This is a genomic window from Rhodanobacter sp. UC4452_H20 (genome assembly GCF_052978205.1).
The window spans coordinates 2531820-2547819 of sequence record NZ_CM129662.1 but is presented as its reverse complement, the minus strand read 5'-3'; the positions used below and the strand labels follow the sequence as shown (position 1 = coordinate 2547819).

The 16000-nt window shown below is 68.3% G+C and carries 16 protein-coding genes; 12 read left to right on the top strand and 4 right to left on the bottom strand.

Annotated elements, in window-relative coordinates; all coding sequences use genetic code 11:
• Positions 1-52 precede the first annotated feature (52 nt).
• The 8 genes from ACVCMC_RS12055 (at position 53) to ACVCMC_RS12020 (ending at position 5479) form a co-directional block, all read left to right on the top strand.
• Positions 53-511 carry a hypothetical protein gene (locus ACVCMC_RS12055; protein WP_395121102.1) on the top strand — a complete coding sequence of 153 codons (459 nt, stop codon included), beginning with the start codon at positions 53-55 and terminating at the stop codon, positions 509-511.
• Between the two features lie 105 nt (positions 512-616).
• Positions 617-1147 carry a peroxiredoxin gene (locus ACVCMC_RS12050; RefSeq protein WP_395121104.1) on the top strand — a complete coding sequence of 177 codons (531 nt, stop codon included), beginning with the start codon at positions 617-619 and terminating at the stop codon, positions 1145-1147.
• On the top strand, positions 1147-1698 hold the full coding sequence (locus tag ACVCMC_RS12045; RefSeq protein ID WP_395121105.1) for a hypothetical protein: 552 nt from the start codon (positions 1147-1149) through the stop codon (positions 1696-1698). The genes ACVCMC_RS12050 and ACVCMC_RS12045 overlap by 1 nt, the downstream gene beginning before the upstream one ends.
• 74 nt (positions 1699-1772) lie before the next feature.
• Positions 1773-2651 carry an energy transducer TonB gene (locus tag ACVCMC_RS12040; protein ID WP_447097446.1) on the top strand — a complete coding sequence of 293 codons (879 nt, stop codon included), beginning with the start codon at positions 1773-1775 and terminating at the stop codon, positions 2649-2651.
• A gap of 120 nt (positions 2652-2771) precedes the next feature.
• Positions 2772-3557, top strand: coding sequence for a DUF2884 family protein (locus tag ACVCMC_RS12035; RefSeq protein ID WP_447097445.1), 786 nt, complete (start codon positions 2772-2774; stop codon positions 3555-3557).
• Positions 3558-3636: 79 nt separating this feature from the next.
• Entirely contained in the window at positions 3637-4212 is a 576-nt protein-coding gene (locus ACVCMC_RS12030) for a DUF924 family protein (RefSeq protein ID WP_447097444.1), read from the top strand.
• A gap of 46 nt (positions 4213-4258) precedes the next feature.
• Entirely contained in the window at positions 4259-4561 is a 303-nt protein-coding gene (locus tag ACVCMC_RS12025) for a hypothetical protein (RefSeq protein ID WP_395121112.1), read from the top strand.
• A gap of 75 nt (positions 4562-4636) precedes the next feature.
• Positions 4637-5479 carry a mechanosensitive ion channel family protein gene (locus ACVCMC_RS12020; RefSeq protein ID WP_395121114.1) on the top strand — a complete coding sequence of 281 codons (843 nt, stop codon included), beginning with the start codon at positions 4637-4639 and terminating at the stop codon, positions 5477-5479.
• A 9-nt stretch (positions 5480-5488) separates the two neighbouring features.
• Here ACVCMC_RS12020 and ACVCMC_RS12015 read toward each other — a convergent pair whose 3' ends face one another.
• Both ACVCMC_RS12015 and ACVCMC_RS12010 read right to left on the bottom strand, forming a co-directional pair.
• Positions 5489-9073, bottom strand: a complete 3585-nt coding sequence (locus ACVCMC_RS12015) for an ABC transporter permease/M1 family aminopeptidase (RefSeq protein WP_447097443.1) — start codon at positions 9071-9073, stop codon at positions 5489-5491.
• 23 nt (positions 9074-9096) lie between these two features.
• The gene (locus ACVCMC_RS12010) at positions 9097-9981 is read right to left on the bottom strand and encodes an ABC transporter ATP-binding protein (RefSeq protein ID WP_395121118.1); all 885 of its coding nucleotides are present in this window, start codon (positions 9979-9981) and stop codon (positions 9097-9099) included.
• A gap of 232 nt (positions 9982-10213) precedes the next feature.
• Here ACVCMC_RS12010 and aceF point away from each other — a divergent pair, with 232 nt between their 5' ends.
• From aceF to dapB, 3 genes are all read left to right on the top strand, one after another.
• Entirely contained in the window at positions 10214-11563 is a 1350-nt protein-coding gene (gene aceF / locus ACVCMC_RS12005; protein ID WP_447097442.1) for a dihydrolipoyllysine-residue acetyltransferase, read from the top strand.
• Between the two features lie 15 nt (positions 11564-11578).
• Positions 11579-13477 (top strand): dihydrolipoyl dehydrogenase, encoded by a 1899-nt coding sequence (gene lpdA, locus ACVCMC_RS12000; RefSeq protein ID WP_447097441.1) that lies wholly within the window; start codon positions 11579-11581, stop codon positions 13475-13477.
• A 103-nt stretch (positions 13478-13580) separates the two neighbouring features.
• Positions 13581-14381 carry a 4-hydroxy-tetrahydrodipicolinate reductase gene (gene dapB / locus ACVCMC_RS11995; protein ID WP_447097440.1) on the top strand — a complete coding sequence of 267 codons (801 nt, stop codon included), beginning with the start codon at positions 13581-13583 and terminating at the stop codon, positions 14379-14381.
• A gap of 96 nt (positions 14382-14477) precedes the next feature.
• Here dapB and ACVCMC_RS11990 read toward each other — a convergent pair whose 3' ends face one another.
• Positions 14478-14942 carry a hypothetical protein gene (locus ACVCMC_RS11990; protein ID WP_447097439.1) on the bottom strand — a complete coding sequence of 155 codons (465 nt, stop codon included), beginning with the start codon at positions 14940-14942 and terminating at the stop codon, positions 14478-14480.
• Complete coding sequence (locus ACVCMC_RS11985) at positions 14939-15520, bottom strand: RNA polymerase sigma factor (protein WP_395121126.1); 582 nt, start codon at positions 15518-15520, stop codon at positions 14939-14941. Before ACVCMC_RS11985 ends, ACVCMC_RS11990 begins: the two co-directional genes overlap by 4 nt.
• A 115-nt stretch (positions 15521-15635) precedes the next feature.
• On the opposite strand from ACVCMC_RS11985, the gene ACVCMC_RS11980 reads away from it, so the two are divergent.
• Complete coding sequence (locus ACVCMC_RS11980; protein ID WP_395121128.1) at positions 15636-15962, top strand: hypothetical protein; 327 nt, start codon at positions 15636-15638, stop codon at positions 15960-15962.
• The last annotated feature ends 38 nt before the right edge of the window (positions 15963-16000 follow it).

The following is a 16000-nucleotide window of genomic DNA, read 5'->3' as shown; positions in this document are numbered from 1 at the left end:
TGGCCAGAGTTCGGTGCCGCCTTCCATCCCTGCATTACAAGGAGCAAAGTCCATGATCAAGTCCACCTTTGGAATGGCCGCCCTGGTGCTGGCCTGCGCCGGCGCGATGACCGTGCTGCCGGCCGGCAACGCCCATGCCGCCGACGCCAGCGTGAAATGCGACATGGTCTACAACCTGTCCGGCTGGTCGTTGCTGTACAAGCACGCCGAAGGCACCGGCAGCGTCACCTGTGACAACGGCCAGCACGCCAACGTCAAGATCACCGTGGTCGGCGGCGGTCTCACCGCGGGCAAGTACCGCATCAACAACGGCAAGGGCGAGATCAGCAACGTGCACGGCATCGCCGATGTCTTTGGCGACTACGCCCAGGCCGGCGCCGAGGCCGGCGTGGTGAAGAGCTCGCAGGCGCAGGTGCTGACCAAGGGCACCGTTTCGCTGGCGCTGGCCGGTACCGGCGAGGGCGTCAACCTGGGCGTCTCGGTGGGCAAGTTCACCATCAGTCGTCCCTGATCGTTTCCGCCAGGAAAGCCGCGAGGGCGCCCGTCGGGCGCCTTCGCCTTTTCAGCGGCGCTACACTGCGCAGGTCGCCCCGTTTTTCGTCGTGGAGAAACCGCCATGCGCCGCCTCGCCCGCCTCGTCATCCTGTCGCTGTTGTGCGCATTCGCGGCTCCGGTGTTTGCCGCCGGCCCGCAGGTCGGCCAGGCCGCCCCGGCGTTTCGCCTGCAGGACCAGGCCGGCCATTGGCGCAGCCCGGCCGACTACCACGGCCACTGGCTGGTGCTGTACTTCTATCCCAAGGATTTCACCCCCGGCTGCACCACCGAGGTATGCACTTTCCGCGACGACATCGCCAAGCTGCGCCAGGCCGGTGCCGACGTGGTCGGCGTGAGCCTGGATGACGTCAAGTCCCACGCCGAGTTCGCCGAGAAATACCACGTGCCATTCCCGCTGCTGTCCGACGCCGAGCGCACGGTCGCCACCGCCTATGGCGTGCTTACCTCGCGCATGGGCATGCACTACGCCAGGCGCACCACCTTCCTGATCGATCCGCAGGGCCACATCGCCAAGGTCTACACCGACGTCGACCCGGAGAAGAACTCCGCCCAGGTGCTGGCCGATCTGGCCACGCTGAAGGCGGCTTCCTGATGCCGGTGGCGATGCGCGCGGAGCCGCTGTCGCGCGGTCGCCGGTTCATGCTGTGGCGTGTGCTGGTGTGGCTGTTGCTGCTGCTGGCGGCGTTCGGTTGCGTGCAGTATCTCAGCCACGCGCAACTGCTGTGGAGCCAGCGCCACGCCTACGCCGCCGACAGCGCCGCCCTGCGCACGCTGCACCGGCTGCTGGCCTGGGATATCGCCTACCTGCTGGCCGCTTTCACGCTTATCGTGCTGTGCGCCGGCTGCATCCTGCGCCAGGCCTGGGCGCGCCCGGCGATGCGCGTGGCCGCCGCGGTGCTGGCGCTGTGGATGCTGGCCAGCGGCGGCGCCATGCTGGCGCAATGGCCGCAGCTGCTGCAGGCCAGCCGCGACGCCCTGGGCCAACTGCACGACCAGGCCGCCCTGCAACAAGCCGTGCTGCACGCGCGCCGCAGCTACCTGCTGGCGCTGGTGCTGAAAGGCCTCGCCGTGCCGGTGCTGCTGTGGCTGAGCTGGCGGCTAGGCACGCCGGCGGTGCGCATGCAGTTTCACGCGCGGCGCTGAGAAGTCCGGCTGCGCAAAAGCCACGGAAGCATCTTCGGGCGGAACAGGCTGCCCGACAGCCAGGGGGAGAAACAATGAAGCGCTGCATGCTTGTCTTGTGCTGCATGATGTTGGCTGGCGTGGCCATTGCGAACGGGCGCGACGACCTGCGCGACCGCGTTCAGGCGAGCATGCTGGTCACCGGCACGATCGAAGTCGCGCCGGACGGCAGTGTCGTGACATACACGGTCGATCACCCGGACAAGCTGCCACCGGTGGTGAAGGACTTGCTTGCCAGGGCCGTCCCGGCGTGGAGGTTCGAACCGGTGACGCGTGACGGCAAGGCGGTCGGAGCCAAGGCGCCGATGGGGCTGCGCGTCGTGGCGAAGCCGGTGGGTCATGGCGGCTACGCCCTTGCCGTGGCCAGCAGCTGGTTCGGGCATTTGAACGACGAAGGCAGGCACGAGGCCGCGGCGGACGACTTCACGTACAAGCATCGGTTGTCGGTCGCGTACCCTTCCGATGCGGCGAGCGCCGGCGTATCCGGCACGGTGTATGCGCTGCTGAAAGTGGGCCGCGACGGCAAGGTCATCGACGCGGCGGCGGAGCAGGTGAATCTCCGCATTCGTGCCAGCGAGAGGGACATGGCGACATGGCGGAAAAAGCTGGCGGATGCTGCCTTGCGTGCCCTGCGACGCTACACATTCCATGTCCCCACGACGGGCCCGGATGCCGCCGAACCTTATTGGCTGGCCCGCGTCCCCGTGGATTTCGCCCTCCATGGATTCCATGCGCCGAAAGTTGCGCGGAAAGCGGATTACGGCCAATGGCAGCCCTACGTCCCGGGCCCGCTGCAGGAGCCGGACTGGGCCGACAAGCGCCGTCTCGCGGGGAGCCCGGATGCCACGCCCGAGGATGGGTCGCTGCTCGCCGACATGTCATTGCACCTGCTTGCACCGCTCGGTGGCAGCTGACCCGTTCCGCGGCGTGCGAGGCGTGCTGGCGAAGGCGCCTGAGCGGCGCGGTATTCCGTTCAGCACGGGTTGGCGGGTAGCTCGGTATCCATGCAGGTTGTCGTTTAAGGAAGATTGCCGATGCGCGTCCTGTTTTCAGCAGTGATCGCTGCCGCCGTGCTGGCGGCGATGCCCGTGCAGGCGCAGGACCTGGCGGCGACCTGCCACGCCAGCAGCAGCTATGACGTGACCCTGCAGCCGCAAGGCGTGCTGTTCGACCGCTCCACGCCGGCGCCGACGCGGGTGGAGCTGCACGACGGCAGCCTGCGCACGGATGGCGTGGCGGTGGTGTTGACGCCGCCGCAGCAGGATCGGCTCAGCGTGTTCCAGCGCGACCTGCAGGCGCTGGCGCCGCGGGTCCGCCAGGTGGCGCAGAACGGCGTGGACATGGCGGCGCAGGCGTTGCGCGAGGAAGTGGCCGGGCTGGGCTTGGCGGCGGCGACCCGGGTCGAGTTCGACCGCCGGCTGGCCGCGCACGCGAGCGAACTGAAGCAGCGCATCGCGCGCAGCCAGAGCACGCACGACTGGCAAGGCGACCTGATTCAGCAGTATGCCAATCAGGTCAGCGCCGACCTGATGCCGCTGGTCGCCGGCGATCTCGGCCAGCAGGCGATCGACGCGGCGCTGGCCGGCGACCTGCAGAGCGCGGCAGACCTGCGCGATCGCGCCGGTTCATTGGTCACCACCTTGCAGCCGCGCCTGCAGCAACGCATGCAGGCGCTGCGTCCGCAGATCGAGGCGCTGTGTCCGTCGATCCAGCGCCTGGCGCGGTTGCAGCAAGGCTTGCAAGACGCGCACGGCCAACCGTTGAACCTGCTGCATGTGGACGCGACCTCCGGCGCATCGGCGGCGGCGCCGGCGGATTGAATCGCCGCGCCGGCTTGCCCGTCGCGTGTCGCCACGTGAAGATGGACGCCCTTCATCGCAGGCTTCGGGCGAGGTGCGCATGGCCGTGCAACCGCGGGACGTTCTTGATTTCTGGTTCGACCCGGCGCATGCCGCGCACTGGTTTGCGAAGGATGCCGCGTTCGACGAGCAGATCCGTCGACGCTTTGCCGTAGCGGCCGACGACGCCGCGCAGGGGCGCCTCGATGCGTGGGCCAGCAACCCCGCTGACTGGCTGGCGCTGCTGATCCTGCTCGACCAGCTTCCGCGCAATCTCCATCGCGGCGATGCGCAGGCCTGGGCGGCCGACGTCAAGGCGCAGCGCATTGCCTTGTCGGGTCTGGCCGGCGGTTTCGATCAGGCACTGCCGCCGCTGCAGCGGGTGTTCGCCTACCTGCCGCTGGAGCACGCCGAGGACATGGGCTTGCAGCAGCGCGCGGTGACCTTGTTCGAGGCGCTGCACGCGCAGGCGCCCGTTGCGGGGCGTGCCCGCTTTGCCGAATTCCTGGACTATGCTCGGCGCCATCGCGAGGTGATCGCGCGCTTCGGCCGCTTTCCGCATCGCAATGCCGTGCTGGGCCGCGACAGCACGGCCGCGGAACGGGAGTATCTGGCGCAACCGGGCGCAGGCTTCTGACCGATCTGCGCGAGCACACCCCCCATCACCGACCAGGGAGCAGGTCATGCGCAAGATTCTCATCGTTGTCCTCGGGTTCGCCCTCGGCACGGCCGCGCAGGCGTCCAGCACCTTGCGCGTCGGCAGCCAGGTGCTGGTGGCTGGCGACAGCCAGGAGCGGGTGGTCGAGCTGCTGGGCAAGCCCTCCTCGAAAGTGCATCCGCATCGCGCGCGACACTCGCGCCGGCGCGTGCAAGTGCTGGAGCGCACCGACGGCGGCGAGCGCTGGCGCTATCGGCGCGAGGGTCACATCACCGTGGTCACGATCGTGGATGGCCGCGTGGTCGACATCGACGACCGCAAACTCTGACGCGACGAGTCGCAAGCGTTTCCCTGATGGCCGATTTGCTAGGCTGTCGCGGCCTTGTCGCAACGAGTCGATGTCATGCACGATTTTCTGGAGCAACTGCTGGGCAGCACGCTTTCCGAGGGCGTCATTCAGGCCGGGCTGAACCTGCTGGTGGCACTGGTGATCCTGCTGGTCGGGATCTGGCTGGCGGCGCGGCTGGCCAATTTCAGCCAGCGCGCGCTGCAGCGCGCCGCGGTCGACGTCACGCTGGCCGGTTTCCTGCGCAACCTGATCTACGGCGTGCTGGTGGCGGTGCTGATCGTGATGGCGCTGACCAAGGCCGGCGTGCCCTCGGCACCGCTGGTGGCGGCGCTCGGCGCCGGCGGGCTGGCGATCGGCCTGGCCCTGCAGGGCTCGCTGAGCAACCTCGCGTGGGGCGTGCTGCTGGTGGTGTTCCGGCCGTTCCGCGTCGGTGACTACGTCAGTGCCGGTGGCACCGAAGGCACGGTGCAGAGCATCAACCTGATGCATACCCTTGTTCTGTTGCCGGACAACCGCGAGGCCACCTTGCCGAACGCGAAGATCGGCAGCGACGTCATCGTCAATTTCAACCGGCGCGGCACGCGGCGTTTCGAACTCAAGCTCGGCATCGGCCATCGCGACGATACGGACCAGGTGATGGCAGGGATCGTGCGCCTGCTCGAAGCGGACGCGCGCGTCCTGAAGGACCCCGCGCCGGGCGTGTGGATCGACAGCCTGGCCGGCCAGACGGTGAACCTGGTGGTGCGCGGCTGGACCTCGAGCGCCGACGGCTGGAACACGCAAACCGACCTGCTGCGTGCGATCAAGCGGCAGATCGACGCCGGCCAGATCAGCATCCCGACCGCGCCGCTGGATGTCCGGCTGATGGGCGATGCGGCGGCGTCCGCGCGGGACTGAGCGCGGACGCTACTGCAGCGTCACCGCACGCCGGTTGTCACTGGAGACCTTGTCGATCAGCTTGTTGTACGGGTCGATGCCGGCCACCGCGGGCTTGCTGTCGACGGTGACGGTGACGGTGCTGTCGCCGTCACCGATCATCCGTTTCTCCAGGTACAGCGGCTTGCCTTCGATGCCGGCGCCTGCGGGCGCGGCGAACACGCCGACCTCGATCGGGAAGTCGATCTTCCCGCGGGTTTCCTTGCCCTTGCCGTCGACGTGGATCTTGCCGGCGTGCAGCTTCATGGTCACCTCGTACTTGCCGTCGGGCAGTTTCTTCGCGGTGGCGTCGGTCATGCGGTTGTCGAACAGGGTGATCTTCCAGAAGAAGTCGTCCAGCATCGGCTGCCACGTCGGGCCGAGGTACTTGCCCAGCGCGTCGACGAAGATCTTCGAGGTCACGTAGGGCGGCTGCTGGAAGCCGTAGTCGACGAGGAACTGCTTGAGGAAGGCGTCGAGCCTGTCCTCACCCACGTAGTCCTGCAGCGCGTAGAAGATCAGCGAGCCCTTGCGGTAGTGGATGTAGGGCTGGTTCTCCACCTTGGCCAGCGGCTCCTCGGCCACCTTCTCCGTGGCGCGTCCGGTGAGGTACATGTCCAGCTCGTACTTGAGGAACTTGCGCATGTGGTCGGCGCCGTACTTGTGCTTGAGCACCATCAGCGAGCTGTACTGCGACAGCGATTCGCTGAGCATGGTCGAGCCCTGCATGTCGGCGCCGATCACCCGGTGCGCCCACCACTGGTGCGCGATCTCGTGCGCGGTGACGTCATAGACGTAGTCGATGCGGCTCTTGTCGCGCAGGTCGGCGATGAATCCGATGGATTCGGAGAACGGAATGGTGTTGGCGAAACTCTGCGCGAACGCCATGTAGCCCGGGAACTCCAGGATGCGCAGCTGCTTGAACTGGTACGGCGTGTAGTGGCTGTCGTAGTAGGCAAGCGAATCGCGCGCGCTCTCCAGCATGCGGTCCACGTTGAAGGCATGCGCGGGGTCGTGATAAACCGACACCTTCACCCCGCCGACCTCTTCGCTCTTCACGGCATAGCGCGCGGAAAGATAGGCGAAAAAGTTCAGCATCGGCTGCTGCATCACGTAATGGAAGTAGCGGCGATCGCCCTGCACCCACTCCTTCTGCAGCGTGCCCGGCGCCAGCGCGATCTGGTCGGCGGCCGTCGACACCGTGGTGTCGAAGCTGATCCAGTCGGCGTCGTGGCTGATGTAGGTGTTGGCGCGCGCGGCCTGGTCGCCCAGCGGCGGCATGCGCGGCACGTCGAGCCTGAGGCCGTACTTCCTGCGGTCATTGCGGTCGGTGAGCTGGAACCGACTCTGGTAGCCGAACTGGGGCAGCATCTGGTTGTTGAAGAAGGTGCCGTTGTGCACCAGGAAGGTTTCGCCCGAGTCGTTGGTGAAGCCCCTGGGTGCGTAGTCGAGGGTGAAGTCGAAGGACATCGACGCGCCAGGCGCCAGCGGCGTCCTGAGCCGGTAGATGGTCACGTTGAGGCGCTTGTCCTGCTTCACCGTGTCGTGCGGCGCGAAGTCCAGCCTCGTGGGCGCGAAGCCGTCGGCATGGTTCACGAACAGCTCGGTCACCGGCACCGCGAGCTTGTTGGTGAGGGTGTAGTGCCCGCGGATGAGCAGCTTGCGCCGGTAGGGGTAGATGTCCACGTCGGCCTTGACTGCCGTGATGCGCGGCTGCGGCATCGTGGCGTATTCCGCATAGCGCTTTTCGTAGTCGGCCTGTTCGCGTTTCTGCTCCGTGCTGCTGGTGTAGGTGTTGAGCACGTGGGTGTTGTAGTAGATGAAGCCGCCCAGCCCGGCGAAGCCGAGCAGCGACAACGTCAGCACCGCGGCCAGCGCCGGGTTCGCCCGCGCGCGCGCCTCGCGCAGGCGGCCGCGCCAGCCGGCACCGGTGCCGCGTACCCACAGCAGCGCGGCGAGCACCAGCAGCGCCAGCGCCAGGCAGCCCCAGTACGCGTTGAACCACAGCGCGCCGACGATGAAATGGCCGAAGCCGTTCATGTCCGAGTACGGCACGCTGGGCGCGCTGCCGTAGTTGTAGAGGTTGTCTTCCCAATGCAGCAGGCTGAAAGCCAGTGAGCTGACCAGCCACAGGATGCTGAGCAGATACGCGGCGAACTTGTGGTTGCAGACCACCTGCAGGAACAGCGCCAGCGCCGCCACCAGCACGAACGGGATCGCGTACAACCCCAGCATGCGCAGATACAGCCACGGTTCGATATGCGTGTAGCCGTGGGCGAGTTGCCAGCCCATGCCGACCAAGGCGCCGGCAAGAAGCATCAAGACGATCACCGCGAGCAGCGCGCCGAGCTTCGCCAGCATCGCCACCCAGTCGGGCGCGGGGAAGGCGTCGCTCACTCCGGCCATGCCGTGCGTGCGTTCGCGCCACACCAGTTCGCCGGCGTAGAAGATCACCACGATCATCAGCGACAGGCTGAAACTGCCGTTGATGGTGGCGAGCACCTGGTGGGTGACCGGCCATACCGGCGTGCCGTAGACCAGGCCGGCCGTCGACAGCGAGACGAACATCACCGCCAGCGCCAGCAGCAGCAACACCAGGAACGCGGCGCCGCGCAGCACGCCCAGCGTGTCGAACACGAACTGTGCACGCAGCTGCGCCAGTCGTGCGCGACGGTCGTTGCCGATGGAAACTTTCGGCAACGCGAGCGCGCTGCTGCCGGCCTGCGGGCGCAGCATCGGCGGCTCCGCGCGTTTCTTGCGCCGCGGCAGCTTCAGGCCTTCGCGGTCGGTGCGGAACAGCGCGAACGCGGCCACCAGCAGCAGCGCCGACACCGCCAGCCATAGCAGGCGGTTGAACAGCAGCACGCCATCCAGCGCGGGCAGCAGGTGGTTGGTCTGCTCGGCCGTCCAGTAGCGGGTGACCAGGCCAACGGTGCGCCCGCCGAAGGGATCGAGCATCGCCGCGAGCCAGCGGTTGTCGAGGTCGCGGCTGAGTGCGCCGACGATGCCTTGCAGCACGAAGTAGGCGATCACGCCGATGTAGCTGGCCAGCAGCGAGCGCGTGACCGTGGCCAGCAGGAACAGCAACGCGGCGATGAACAGCAGATTGGGCAGCACCAGCACGCCGAAGCCCCAGGCGTAGCCGCGCCAGTCGGGCGCGCCCATGCGCGCGGCGTCCACCCACGGCATCGCGCCGCCCAGCGCAATGGCCAGCGCGCAGGCGGCGAGGATCGCCACCAGCACCAGGTAGCCGGCCAGGAAGCGCCCGCCGAGGAAGGCCTTGCGGCTCATCGGCGTGGCGAACAGCAGCTCCGCCGTGTTCTGCTCGAAATCGCGCGTGGCGGCGGCGGCGATGAACACCACCACCAGCAGGATGCTGAACACCGTCATCACGTCGAGCAGGCGCGCGATCACCAGTGGCGCGTTGCGCGTCACGTTGCCGGTGGCGCCGGCCACCACGATGGCATCGGTGCTGGCCAGTGCGAAGGCGATGCCCACGGCGGCGGCGAGGATGACCCAGAACAGCGGCGCCCTGAGCTGCTGGCGCCATTCGAAGCGGAGGATTTCGAGCAACATGGCTTCCTTCCCGATGGGCGACGTCAGGCGGCGCGCGCGGTGGCCTGCGCGCGCAGGCGGCCGAAGTAGACGTCTTCCAGGTCCGGCGCCACCGGTTCGAAGCCCGCTTCGGGCCGCTCGTCGGCGAGCACGTGCAGCAGGGTGCGCCCCGCGGCGAGGCGCGTGGAGAGGATGTTCATGCGCGCGCGGTAGCCGTCCAGCTCGGCCTTGTCGATGCTGCGCCGCCAGACCCTGCCCTCCAGCGCACGGATCGCCTCGTACGGTTCGCCGGTCAGCAGCACCTGGCCCTGGCCGATGATCGCCATGCGCGAACACAGGTCGGTGACGTCCTCCACGATGTGGGTGGACAGGATCACCACCATCCGCTCGCCCAGCTCGGCGAGCAGGTTGAGGAAGCGGTTGCGTTCTTCCGGATCGAGGCCCGCGGTGGGCTCGTCGACGATGATCAGGCGCGGTTCGCCGATCAGCGCCTGGGCAATGCCGAAGCGCTGGCGCATGCCGCCGGAGTAGGTGCCGAGCTTGCGCTTGCGCACGTCCCACAGGTTGACCTGGCGCAGCAGGGCCTCGACCAGCTCGCGCCGCTCGCCCTTCACGGTGACGCCCTTGAGCACGGCGAAGTGCTCCAGCATGGCCTCGGCCGAGACTTTCGGATACACGCCGAACTCCTGCGGCAGATAGCCGAGCAGGCGGCGGGTGGCCTGCTTGTCGGCGAGCAGGTCCATGCCGTCCAGCGTGATGGTGCCTTCGTCCGGGTCCTGCAGCGTGGCGATGGTGCGCATCAGCGAGGACTTGCCCGCGCCGTTGGGACCGAGCAGGCCGAACATGCCGGCCGGGATGTCCAGCGATACGCCGCGCAGCGCCCGGACGCCATTGGCGTAGGTCTTGGAAAGGTCACGCAGGATCAGCATCGAGAAGGTTCCTGTGCCGCGTGCTGCGGCTTGTCATGGCATCAGGGTAGGGCACGAACGCGAACGCCGCGCCCGCTCAAGGTAATGCATACGCCTGCGAATGGAAGGTGCCGTTGGTATGGCCCGGCATGGCGCCGCCCGGGCGCACCGCGCGCGCCTTGGTTATGATTGACGTCTTGACTGGCGCCGCGCCATCCCCGAGCGCCGCACCAAAAGCCTTGCAGGAGTCATCATGGCCGACCTCAAAGAAGCCCTCGTCCCCGACATCGGCCACGACGGCGTGCCCGTCATCGAAGTACTGGTCAAGGCCGGCGACAGGGTCGAGAAGGACCAGAGCCTGGTCACGCTTGAATCGGACAAGGCCACGATGGAAGTGCCCGCGCCGTTCGCCGGCACCATCAAGGAGATGAAGCTCAAGGTGGGCGACGAGGTTTCCGAGGGCGCGGTGATCGCCCTCATCGAAGCCGACGGCGCAGCCGCCGAAGCGCCTGCCGCCAAGCCCGCCGCCGCAGCGCCGGTGCCGGCGCCGCCCGCGCCTGCCCCGGCCCCCGCCGAACCGAAGCCCGCCCCCGTCGCCGCCCCGGCCGCCCAGCCGGGCCACGCGCCCGAAGGCGACGTGTCGCCGCAGGCGCGCCCGCCGATGGATGCCAGCATCGTGATGCCCGGCGACGCGCCGTATGCCAGTCCCGCCGTGCGCGCCTTCGCGCGCGAGCTGGGCGTGGACATCCGCCAGGTCAAGGGCAGCGGCCGTGGTGGGCGCATCCAGCGCGACGATGTCAGCGGCTATGTCAAGCATGCGCTGGCCTCCGGTGCGCGGCCGTCGGGCGGGGCCAGCGCTGCGGTCGGCGGCCTCAGCCTGCTGCCGTGGCCGAAGGTCGACTTCGCCAAGTTCGGCGCGATCGAGGAGAAGCCGCTGTCGCGCATCCAGAAGATCTCCGGCGCGAACCTGGCGCGCAACTGGGCGATGATCCCGCACGTCACCCAGCACGAGGACGCCGACATCACCGAGATGGAGGCGTTCCGCAAGCAGCTCGGCGCCGAGAACAAGGACCTCAAGATCAGCCCGCTGGTGTTCCAGATCAAGGCGGTGGTGGCCGCGCTGAAGCAGTTCCCGCAGTTCAACGCCTCGCTCGACGAGTCGGGCGAGAAGCTGATCCTGAAGAAGTACTTCCACATCGGCATCGCGGTGGACACGCCCGACGGCCTGGTGGTGCCGGTGATCCGCGACTGCGACAAGAAGGGCCTGCTCGACCTGGCGCGCGACCTGGCCGAAATCTCGAAGAAGGCGCGCGACAAGAAGCTCGGCCCGGCCGAGATGTCCGGCGGCTGCTTCTCGATCAGCTCGCTCGGCGGCATCGGCGGCACCTACTTCACGCCGATCGTCAACGCGCCGGAAGTCGCCATCCTCGGCGTCTCCAAGTCGGTGACCAAGCCGGTGTGGAACGGCAAGGAATTCGCGCCGCGGCTGATCCTGCCGCTGTCGCTGTCGTACGACCATCGGGTGATCGACGGCGCGCTCGCCGCGCGCTTCGCCAGCTTCCTCGCCAATCAGCTCGGCGACATCCGCCGGCTGCTGCTCTGACGGGGGGCGATGACCATGGCGAACACGATCGAGATCAAGGTTCCCGACATCGGCGGCCACGACAGCGTGCCGGTGATCGAAGTGCTGGTGAAAGTCGGCGACACGGTGGCGACGGAACAGAGCCTGATCACGCTGGAGTCGGACAAGGCGACCATGGAGATTCCTTCCAGCGCCGCCGGCGTGATCAGGGAGCTGAAGCTCAAGGTGGGCGACGAGGTTTCCGAGGGTGCGGTGATCGCCGTATTGGAAACCGACGGTGCAGCCGTCTCGCCGTCCCCCTCTCCCGCTTCGGGAGACGACCGCAAGGATGCGGGAGGTAGAGCAATGCAAGGAGCAATTGCCGAGGGCAGGGGTGAGGGTGCGGGGTCGCCGGGCAGCTCCAACGAAGAAGCGACCAAGAGCAGCCAGCCTCCTGCGAGCTCCCCCCCCTCACTTCAATCTTCTCTCCAGGGGAGAGAGGAAGCGAAGGCGCCGCAGGCGGCAGCGGCATCGTCCAAGCCCGCCGACATCCAGTGTCAGCTGGTCGTGCTCGGCTCCGGCCCCGGCGGCTATTCGGCCGCGTTCCGCGCCGCCGACCTTGGCGTCGACACCGTGCTGGTGGAGCGCTATGGCACGCTCGGCGGCGTCTGCCTCAACGTGGGCTGCATCCCGTCCAAGGCGCTGCTGCATGCCGCCGCGGTGATCGACGAGGCCGCGGCGATGGCCGCGCACGGCGTCGCATTCGGCGCACCGAAGATCGACCTGGACAAGCTGCGCAGCTTCAAGGGCAAGGTGGTCGGCCAGCTCACCGGCGGCCTCGCCGCGATGGCGAAGCAGCGCAAGGTGCGCACGCTCGTGGGCACCGGCATGTTCGTGTCGCCGCACGAGATGGAAGTCCAGACGGCCGAAGGCACGAAGCTGATCCGCTTCGAGCATGCGATCATCGCCGCCGGCTCGCAGTCGGTGAAGCTCCCGGCGTTCCCGTGGGACGACGAGCGCGTGGTGGATTCCACCGGCGCGCTGGAACTCAAGGACGTGCCGAAGAACCTGCTGGTCGTCGGCGGCGGCATCATCGGGCTGGAAATGGCCACGGTGTACTCGGCACTGGGCAGCGCGGTGACCGTGGTCGAGTTCATGGACCAGCTGATCCCCGGCGCCGACGCCGACCTGATCCGGCCGCTGGCCAAGCGCCTGGCCGGCCGGCTCAAGGGCGTGCACCTGAAGACCAAGGTGGTCAGCGCGAAAGCCACGAAGAAAGGCATCGAGGTCGGCTACGAAGGCGACAGCATTCCCGAAACCACGCTGTTCGACCGCGTGCTGGTCGCGGTGGGCCGCTCGCCGAACGGCAACAAGATCGGTGCGGACAAGGCCGGCGTGGCGGTGAGCGAGCGCGGCTTCATCAACGTCGACACGCAGATGCGCACCAATGTGCCGCACATCTACGCCATCGGCGACCTGGTCGGCCAGCCGATGCTGGCGCACAAGGCCACCCACGAGGCGCACGTCGCGGCGCAGGCCGTGGCCGGGCAGAAGAGCCACTTCGACGCGCGGGTGATCCCGTCGGTCGCCTACACCGACCCGGAAATCGCCTGGGTCGGCGTGACCGAGCGCGAGGCGAAGGAGAAGGGCCTGAAGGTCGGCGTCGGCAAGTTCCCGTGGGGCGCCTCGGGCCGTGCCATCGGCATCGACCGCACCGAGGGTTTCACCAAGCTGATCTTCGACGAAGACACCCACCGCATCGTCGGCGCCGGCATCGTCGGCGTGCACGCCGGCGACCTGATTTCCGAGCTGGCGCTGGCGATCGAGATGGGTGCCGAGGCGGCCGACATCGCGCTCACCATCCATCCGCATCCCACCCTGGGCGAGTCGGTCGGCATGGCGGCGGAAGTCTACGAAGGCACCATCACCGACCTGTACCTGCCGAAGAAGAAGTAGGCAGGGCGGTGGCGGAAAGCGGAAGCCCGGGGTGATCCGGGTTTTTCCGCGGGCAGATCCGAAGGTAGCGCGAGCGCTGGGCGCTCAAGGCAGCGAGGCCGCCATGTCATTGAAGGTATGCGTCGCCGGCGCCACGGGATGGGCCGGCTCCGAACTCGCCCGTGGCATCGCCGCGGCCGGGGACCTGGCACTGCTGAGCGCGGTGTCGCGTCGCCATGCCGGGCAGCTGCTCGGTGACGTGCTGGGCGAACCGCGGCTGGCGGCGCCGGTGTTCGCCACGACCACCGAGGCACTGGCGCAACCCTGCGACGTGTTCGTCGAGTACACCCATCCGGACAGCGCCAAGGCGAACATCCTCGCTGCGCTGGAGCAGGGCGCGCACGTGGTGGTGGGCACCTCGGGCCTCACCGACGCGGATTACGCGCAGATTGACGCGCTGGCGCGCGAGCGGCGGCGCGGCGTGCTGGCCTGCGGCAACTTCGCGCTGACCGCGGTGCTGCTGATCAAGTTCGCCGAGATGGCGGCCAAGCTGATCCCGCAGTGGGAACTCATCGACTACGCCGGCGCCGGCAAGCCGGACGCGCCCAGCGGCACCGTGCGCGAGCTGGCCACGCGCATGGGCAAGGTGCGCCAGCCGCAGCTGGAGGTGCCGCTGGAGCGGACGGTCGGCCTGCGCGAGACGCGTGGCGGCACGCTGGCCGGCAGCCAGGTGCACGCGTTGCGCCTGCCCGGTTTCGTGCTCGGCGCCGAGGCGATCTTCGGCCTGCCGGACCAGACCCTGACGATCCGCCACAACGCCGGCGGCAGCGCCAAGCCCTACGTGGACGGCGCGCTGCTGGCGATTCGCAAGGCGCCCGGCCTGCTCGGCCTGCACCGCGGGCTGGACGCCGTGCTGGATCTGTAGGAGCCCGCTGGCGGGCGATGCTTTTACGTCACGCGACGAAGAGCATCGCCCGCCAGCAGGCTCCTGCAAGCCGGGTGGAAGGGCATCGTGGCCGGCTCAGTTTGGCCGCTTCCCTATCTGCCGCTGCCATAGTCCCAGCAGCCACGACGCGCCGAGGCAGCCGCCCAGCGCCAGCAGCCAGTGCGTGGCCGGGGCGTGCGGGGCCGGCAGCAGCGCCGCGAACGAGGGCAGCCAGGTGCCGCCGTAGATCGCCACCACCGCGCCCGCGGCCACGGCCAGGGCAATCGCCAGCGCCAGCGCCAGCAGGGATTCGACCGAGCGACCGGCGGGACCGGCCGCGACCCGCGCAGCCAGCTGTCGCGCGAAATCCGCCGGCAGCGCGTCCGGCAACGGTTCGCGCAGGGTGCGCGCGAGCAGGCGGTAGCGTCGGCTGCGCGCATCGTCGCCGGTGGAGTCGAGCTGCAGGCGCTCGCGCCGCATGGCGTTTTCCTGCGCCAGCCATTCGCGCTCCTGCGCGGCGTCGTCGAAGGGCGGGATGTGGTCGTCGATGTGCTGGATCATGCTGCAACTCCGGTCCGTGTTTCGAGCGCACCGCGCAGGCGCAGGCGCGAGCGGAACAGGTGGCTCTTGATGGTGCCGTTGGCCAGTCCTGTCATCCGGGCGATCTCCGGAATGGTGGCCTCTTCGAGGTAGTACAGGGTCAGCAGCGTGCGCTGCAGGGGCGGCAACTGCTCGATCGCGGCGTGCAGGTGCCGCGCCGTTTCCTCATCCGCGCAGGCCGCCTCCAGGTCGAAGCCGTCGCCGATGTTTTCCACCAGCGCGTAGTCGTCGCTGTCGTCGCTGGGCTCGACCAGCGCAATGCGCTTGTGCTGCAGGTGGCGCAGCGCGATGGTGTACGCGACGCGGCCGATCCAGGATTTCAGCGCGCTCTCGCCGCGGTACTGGTGCAGGCACTGGTGCACGCGCAGGAAGGTGTCCTGGCACAGCTCGCGCGCGTCCTCCGGGTTGCGCACCATGCGCTGGATGATGTGCCAGCACAGTCCCTGGTGTTCGCGCACGAGACGTTCGAACGCGCCCGGCCGGTTGGCCAGCACGGCGTCGACCAGCTCGCGGTCGGGGCTGCTGCGGATGTCATCCATGGGCAATGGATACGTGCCGGCGGGAAACGGTTGCGGCGATCTTGCTGCAACCGTTCGGTGAAAGCCCGTATCCAAGGTCACGAAGGTCCACCATCCGCCGCCGAGGAGTCACCCCATGAATTTCGAAGCCCTGATCCCGATCAGCCTGTTTGTCTGCATTGCCTATGCCATCAAGGTCGTGGTCGACGCGCGGGTGCGCCAGCGCATGGTCGCCGCCGGTGGTTCGGCGGACCTGGTCGACTCGGTGCTGCGCGACGAGGAGCTGCGCCGGCGCCATTCCTCGCTGCGCTGGGGCATCGTGCTGGTCGCGCTGGCGCTCGGCTTCGGCCTGATCCAGTGGTTCGGCTGGCAGGACGTCACCCCCGGCATGGTCGCCGTGCTGGCCGGCGCCACCGGCCTGGGCAACCTGGCGTTCTTCGCGATCTCGCGCAAGCTCGCCTGAAGCTGGTTCAATGGCGGGCATCGCCGCGCTGTCGGCAT